Source organism: Paracoccus sp. 22332 (assembly GCF_052045125.1).
GTDB lineage: Bacteria > Pseudomonadota > Alphaproteobacteria > Rhodobacterales > Rhodobacteraceae > Paracoccus > Paracoccus haematequi_A.
The window spans coordinates 1-5,757 of the sequence record NZ_JBQEOI010000083.1 but is presented as its reverse complement, the minus strand read 5'-3'; the positions used below and the strand labels follow the sequence as shown (position 1 = coordinate 5,757).

At 56.0% G+C, this 5,757-nt stretch carries 6 protein-coding genes and 1 pseudogene; 2 read left to right on the top strand and 5 right to left on the bottom strand.

The window, feature by feature from the left end:
- Positions 1 to 4: 4 nt before the first annotated feature.
- The 4 genes and pseudogenes from ACTJI6_RS23415 to ACTJI6_RS23400 all read right to left on the bottom strand — a co-directional run bounded on the left by ACTJI6_RS23415 (position 5) and on the right by ACTJI6_RS23400 (position 3,470).
- Positions 5 to 765 (bottom strand): annotated as a pseudogene (locus ACTJI6_RS23415) (IS5 family transposase).
- An 87-nt stretch (positions 766 to 852) separates the two neighbouring features.
- Complete coding sequence (locus ACTJI6_RS23410) at positions 853 to 2,706, bottom strand: site-specific DNA-methyltransferase (RefSeq protein ID WP_440804133.1); 1,854 nt, start codon at positions 2,704 to 2,706, stop codon at positions 853 to 855.
- 45 nt (positions 2,707 to 2,751) lie between these two features.
- Positions 2,752 to 3,075, bottom strand: a complete 324-nt coding sequence (locus ACTJI6_RS23405; protein WP_440804131.1) for a helix-turn-helix domain-containing protein — start codon at positions 3,073 to 3,075, stop codon at positions 2,752 to 2,754.
- Entirely contained in the window at positions 3,072 to 3,470 is a 399-nt protein-coding gene (locus ACTJI6_RS23400) for a type II toxin-antitoxin system RelE/ParE family toxin (RefSeq protein WP_440804135.1), read from the bottom strand. Before ACTJI6_RS23400 ends, ACTJI6_RS23405 begins: the two co-directional genes overlap by 4 nt.
- Before the next feature lie 539 nt (positions 3,471 to 4,009).
- Here ACTJI6_RS23400 and ACTJI6_RS23395 point away from each other — a divergent pair.
- The gene (locus ACTJI6_RS23395) at positions 4,010 to 4,444 is read left to right on the top strand and encodes a LexA family protein (protein ID WP_440804129.1); all 435 of its coding nucleotides are present in this window, start codon (positions 4,010 to 4,012) and stop codon (positions 4,442 to 4,444) included.
- A gap of 4 nt (positions 4,445 to 4,448) precedes the next feature.
- Positions 4,449 to 4,604, top strand: coding sequence for a Y-family DNA polymerase (locus tag ACTJI6_RS23390; RefSeq protein WP_440804127.1), 156 nt, complete (start codon positions 4,449 to 4,451; stop codon positions 4,602 to 4,604).
- Between the two features lie 20 nt (positions 4,605 to 4,624).
- Here ACTJI6_RS23390 and ACTJI6_RS23385 read toward each other — a convergent pair whose 3' ends face one another.
- Entirely contained in the window at positions 4,625 to 5,686 is a 1,062-nt protein-coding gene (locus ACTJI6_RS23385) for an IS630 family transposase (RefSeq protein WP_440803696.1), read from the bottom strand.
- Between the last annotated feature and the right edge of the window lie 71 nt (positions 5,687 to 5,757).

Below are 5,757 nucleotides of genomic sequence, written 5' to 3'. Positions count from 1 at the left end.
TAGGTCATGTTGACAAATGGCGGAGCCAGAGGCGGATCGACGTGATGTCGATGAAGCCCAGGAAGCTTTCGGCGGTCTTGTCGTAGCGGGTGGCGACGCGACGGGCATTCTTGAGCTTGTTGAAGCACCGCTCAACGAGATTGCGCAGGCGGTAGAGCCTGCGGTCAACGGCGACCCGTAGCTTCCGGGTTTTGCGCATGGGGATGACCGGCACCACGTCGCGCACCTCCATGGTCTTGCGGATGTTGTCGGAGTCGTAGCCGCGGTCTGCGAGCAGAACGCTTGGCTCGGGCAGGTTGTCAGCCATGACCAGATCGAAGCCGAGGTAGTCCGATGTCTGCCCGGCCGTGATCTCGGTTCTCATGGGCAGGCCTGCCGCATTGACCCGCAGATGGATCTTGGTCGTGAAGCCACCTCGCGAGCGGCCGAAACCTTGGCGCGGAGTCCCCCTTTTGCGCCCGCTGCCTGATGATGAGCGCGAACCACGGTGCTGTCGATCATCTGCAGCGCATCCGGCACGATCCGGCTCTCGTTCAGCGCCTCCAGGATCTGTTCCCACAGCCCCGCCAACGTCCAGCGCCGGAACTGCCGATAGACAGACGACCATTTGCCGAACTCTTCCGGCAGGTCGCGCCAGGGCGACCCCGTTCGGGCGATCCAGAAAATCCCATCCAGAACAAGCCGATGGTTCGTGGGCTTGCGGCCGTTCGGAGAACGGACAGCCAGGATGAAGCGTTCAAAGAACGCCCACTCGTCGTTCGACATCAGGTTTCGTGCCACGCTGGTCTCCATTGCAGATACCAGCTTGAATCACGATCACCGCGCCCGGTGAATCCCTTTTGTCAACACGCCCTAGGTAAATCGGGGATCATCGATACGCACCAAGCTCGGAGAATTCCGGCTGCCGGTCTGCCAATGTGAGGTGATTACCACATCGATCAGTTCGTCCTTTTTCATCGTAAGGACTGTTTTGGCATCAATCTGAGTGGTGAGAGCTCTAAATTCAAAGCCGCCTCCGAGAGGTTCAGCCGTTTTTTTCAGTTTACCCGCTTGATCCGGCCGGTTTCCTGTTATTGCATTGTGAAGGCGCTGCCAGGTCAACGTCCGAGCATATTTATCCCCATTATCGGGACGGCCTTGCTCAATGAGGATGAACCTACGGGAGGCTTGTGTCTTGTGATTCAGATCCAGAACAGCGTGGCCGGTCGTGCCAGAACCCGCATAAGGATCCATGACAAGTCCGTTCGGAGGGCACCAAAGCTGGATAATCTTCTCCATAAGCTTCAGAGGCTTCACGGTATCGAAACGATGCCCCTTTCCCACAATGGCATTTAGTTCGTTGATCCCTGCCTGACTGTGCCCAGACTCCTCATGATCCCAGGACTGTGTGCCTAACACCATCGGAGTTTCATAATCCTCGTCAGCCCAATAAGTAAGGGGTACTTTCCCCTTTTTCACGTCGCTCAGGTAGCGTTTCACTCGTGGACGGCCGTCACCGTTCTTAAGGAAATGGAGATATGGCCAGATTCCACTGTCTCTGACCTTTTCTGCTTTAGCTCTGGCCCTGCGGATAGCCGGGTGCTCCGATACGTCCAGCCCTTCAACAACAGGCTCACTATCGAGATTTTGCCCCTGTTGGATTTTAATGGGTGGTGATCCCTTGATCATAAGGGCCTTTACGCGGCCATCGCCCAAATCCTGCTCGACATAATCCGAGCCCCATTCTTCCAGATACTGCTTCAGTTTCGTCCGGGGGATACGCCAAGAATTAGCCCCTGGATAGTGTAGCGCGCCGGTGAACGGAGACTGGATTGCGTACCGATCGCGATCGCGGGCTTCGCGTCGAACAGGGTCGCCGCTTGTCCAGGGCTCGGCATCGCCATCCAGTGTTTTATACCTAGCGTTCATAGCGTCAGTGCGGAGGGTCAGAGCTGTCTTAGCCAAGTCTTTATCGTTGGCATAAACCAGAACGTACTCAGTGGCGGTTGAGACGTGTCGACTATCATTCTTGGGAGCGTATGACTTTTGCCAATTGATAATTGCAATGCGATTCTGCTCACCAAAGACCTCATCCATCATCAAGCCAAGGTGATAAAGTTCGTTGTCGTCGATGCACATTGCCACTACGCCATTAGGCTTGAGCATCGATCTCATGACCTGAAGGCGCGGGAGCATTGCCTTCATCCACTTGGTGTGTCGTGATCCATCTTCGAGCGTGACCAAAGAGCCCAACTCCGGATCGTTAGGATCCTCATCCCACCGATCGTTGTAGCGAAAATACTGACCTGTATTGTACGGAGGATCAGTCAAAATCAGATCAATTTGGCCCCGGTATTTGTAAAGAGTGACCATGGCCTGAAGGTTTTCACCTTCAATAAGCATGTTCCGGCTTTGCTCTTCAGGGGAGCCAACATGCAGATCAGAAATACGTCTGGTGATCCGAGGACGTACTTTTCGGGCAATTTCCATAGCTGTGCGCTTGCCGTGAAAACTAAGGCTTACGCCGCCGTTAACCATCCGCTTTACCATTGCGATCAGGTCTTCGCGGTCCAAAAGCTCAAGGCCATCTAGGTCAGGCGCAGATTGGTTCGGTGTCGTGAGAACTGGCTGCTTCTGCGACCCAGAAACGGACGTTGCAGCTGACGTTACCAACTTTGGCGTCTTGGGGCGCATGCTGCTAACTGATTTTTTTGTAGTATTTTTCATAATTTATGAGCGCGCCGTATGCGTGAAAATTGGGTAAAACGAAAACTATCGAACTGTCAGTACAGAGACAGCCCCTGCTCCATTATGCATGCGCGGCCGGATCATGATTTCCACGTCCTGATCGAGTGCAGTAAGGAACTCCATGAGTTTCTCAACAGAAAATTCATTGAGCTTGTAATGGGCGAGTGCTGACACCCGAGGCTGAGGGACGCCAAGGATGCGGGCTGTTTCGGCCTGCTTCAGCTTACGGTCGCCTATAATCTCATTGACTGCCATGGCCAGGCGTGTCTTGGTCTTACGTTCAGTGGCATCGGCCATGCCCAGATCAGCAAAAACATTAGTAGAGCCGCGTGTGATAGTTTCGGTCATTTGCGTCTTCCCTTCTCAGAAGGAGTTTGTTTCGCCATTTTCTCGTAGTCGGCCTGTGCCTTTTTCAGACGTTCTCCGACTAGGTCCACGTCGCGTTTGTCGGTCTTGATCCCGGACGGCGACTTCTTCTGAAATGCGTGCAGCACATAGATCGCACCCGCAAATCTGACCGTATAAACCGCCCTGTATGCGTTTCCGTTATGGCGCTCAACGATCTCCAAGACCCCCGGTCCTTCCCCTTTCCAAGGTTTGACGTCCGGATGTTTACCTCCCAGCTGCGCGACCCCGAGCGCAAAGCCGATATCGTCAATAACTTCAGCAGGAAATTCCTGCAGGTCGGACTTTGAAGAGCCGACCCAATGGAGCGGCGTTTCGCTGTGTCCTGGTTGTTTCATTCTCAAGATATATCAAGTCTGGTATAAATATCAAGCAGTGAAGCAGAAGAAGGTTGCCGTTGTCTCGACGCTATGGTCTCAGCTTGTTTGGAACGCATTCGACTGAACTCTCGTGTTGCGGCGCCTCCATTCGCACAAATTCTGAAGCCGCGACAGTCGCAGAATAGGCATATTCGTGACGGGTTCCACCCGCTAGGGTCGGGCGGTGAGCATAGCAGCGAAAGCCCCCTGCCCATGATGATCGAATCTGCGCGTCTTGACCGAGAGCCAGACCCTCGACCAACAGCGCCGCGCTGAAGGTGGCCGGCTGCAAGCGCGTGTTCGAGGAAAAGGCATCCGGCGTGGGCGGCTCCTGTGTTGTTGTCATGTTCCCAAGTGCTTGCCGCCCGGCTGGAAGATCCAGCCAAGCCCCGCTTCAGGGACCAACCTGTGCCGGATCAGCAGCCTGTCCCCACCTTTTTGCCCTGTCATGACTTGTAGTCCTTGACGATCAGGGGCATATCGGAACTATGGCCCATGTTCATGGATTGTTCTGGGCCATGTCACTTGATCTTCATCCTCTCAGCGTGACGCTGATCGACCGCGACATGCCGCTGGCCTCCATTCAGGTGCCAGCCGGTTTTCCCTCGCCTGCGGCCGACGATCTTGAGGACACGGTTGATCCGTTCAAATGGGTCATCCGCCATGAACACGCGACCTTCTGGTGGCGGGTCTCGGGCGACAGCCTGGAAGCAGAAGGCATCCTGGACGGGGATCTGATCGCAGTGGATCGCGCCGGGCGGCGGCGCAGCGGGCGCATTGTCCTGGCCGTGGTCGATGGACAGATCACCGTGAAGAAGCTCGCCAAGCGGGACAGCCAGTGGTTCCTGGACCCGCGCGCCCGCAGCGACGGCTATCCGACCATTCCCGTGACCGAGACGACCGAGATATGGGGCGTGGTGGCGGGCGTGGTGCGCCGCCTGCCCGTCGAATAGGGCGATGCTGGAGGCGTCCGACAAGCCGATAGCCCTGATCGACTGCAACAATTTCTATGTGTCCTGCGAACGGCTTTTCGACACGAAGCTGCACGGCATCCCCGTGATCGTGCTGTCCAACAATGACGGCTGCGCCGTGGCGCGGTCTGAGCGATTATAAGGAATCCGATTATACCGCTTCTACTGCAAAACCCGAAAGTTCTCGCGGGTTATGACGCGGAAGTTGTCGGAGACCTTGTCGCGGAATTTTGTCCATTCCTGCGGGATGGTTTCACGCATGAATGCAAGGATGGCGTCGGCGAACTGCTTCTGACTTGGGTAGTAGCGGTTGTGGGTAACGTATTGATGCAAGACAGCCCAAAGCCGCTCAATCGGATTGAGATGAGGGCAATAGGGTGGCAGCTGGATCAGATGGATACGGCAAGCTGTCTTGGCGAGGAAGGCTCTGACATCGGGTCCTTTGTGGTAGGCAGCGTTGTCCCAGATGACATGAATGATGCGCTTGTCAGGGTTGCGCTCCTCGATCTTGGTGAGAAGCTGCACGGCACTGACCCCGTCGACGGTTGTGGGCTCGACAAAGGGTGCATCAAAAGTTTCGAGGTTTACAGCCCCATGAATGTTCACACGACCGCGCCCTGCTGTGCTGAGAACCGCTGGATTTGATCCCACCTTCACCCAGCCGAATGCAGGCTTGGTCTGGTATTCCGGATGCACCGCATCGGCGAAGTAGACGGCTTCATCTGCTGGTAACTCACGCATCAGGCGTTCGTAGAATGCGATGAAAGCTGTCTGCTTTTCCGCAGATGCCACGCGCGGCAGAGGCTTGGGCTTGCGGTATTCAAAGCCCAGTCGGGCGAGAAGTTTGATGCAGCCAGAATGGGAGTAGTTCAGACCGCACTCAGCCGCGAGGTGAGCCCTGATCTCGACCGTCGAGCGACAGAAGCGCACTTGCAGCCATGCGCACAGCGCAGTCTCCTGTGCCTGCGTCATACGGGACTGGCCGCCTTTCCAGCCGTCGTAGGCAAGCGCATCCCAACCATCTTGCAGGTAGGTTTTATGCCAGCCCCGAATGGTATCGTCGTCCAGATAGAGAAATTTTGCGATCCGGGCACAGCTTTCCCCGTCGTCGAGCAGCAGGATCGCATTTGCCCGGCGGGCAATGCCGTGGTCCTCGCGCTGACGACGCACGCACGCCTCAAGCTCGAGGCGGTCTGCTGAGGAAAGAAAGCCGGGGCGGATCATAGGCGTAGCTGAATCGTTCCAAACCCAGCCGTCAAGTCACCAAATTCGGCTGCCGCAGGACTCCGAGTATA

Coding starts and splice junctions, on each gene's coding strand:
- ACTJI6_RS23410 (WP_440804133.1), bottom strand. CDS start 2,706: ATGAAAAATACTACAAAAAAATCAGTTAGCAGCATGCGCCCCAAGACG.
- ACTJI6_RS23395 (WP_440804129.1), top strand. CDS start 4,010: ATGTCACTTGATCTTCATCCTCTCAGCGTGACGCTGATCGACCGCGAC.
- ACTJI6_RS23390 (WP_440804127.1), top strand. CDS start 4,449: ATGCTGGAGGCGTCCGACAAGCCGATAGCCCTGATCGACTGCAACAAT.
- ACTJI6_RS23385 (WP_440803696.1), bottom strand. CDS start 5,686: ATGATCCGCCCCGGCTTTCTTTCCTCAGCAGACCGCCTCGAGCTTGAG.
- ACTJI6_RS23405 (WP_440804131.1), bottom strand. CDS start 3,075: ATGACCGAAACTATCACACGCGGCTCTACTAATGTTTTTGCTGATCTG.
- ACTJI6_RS23400 (WP_440804135.1), bottom strand. CDS start 3,470: ATGAAACAACCAGGACACAGCGAAACGCCGCTCCATTGGGTCGGCTCT.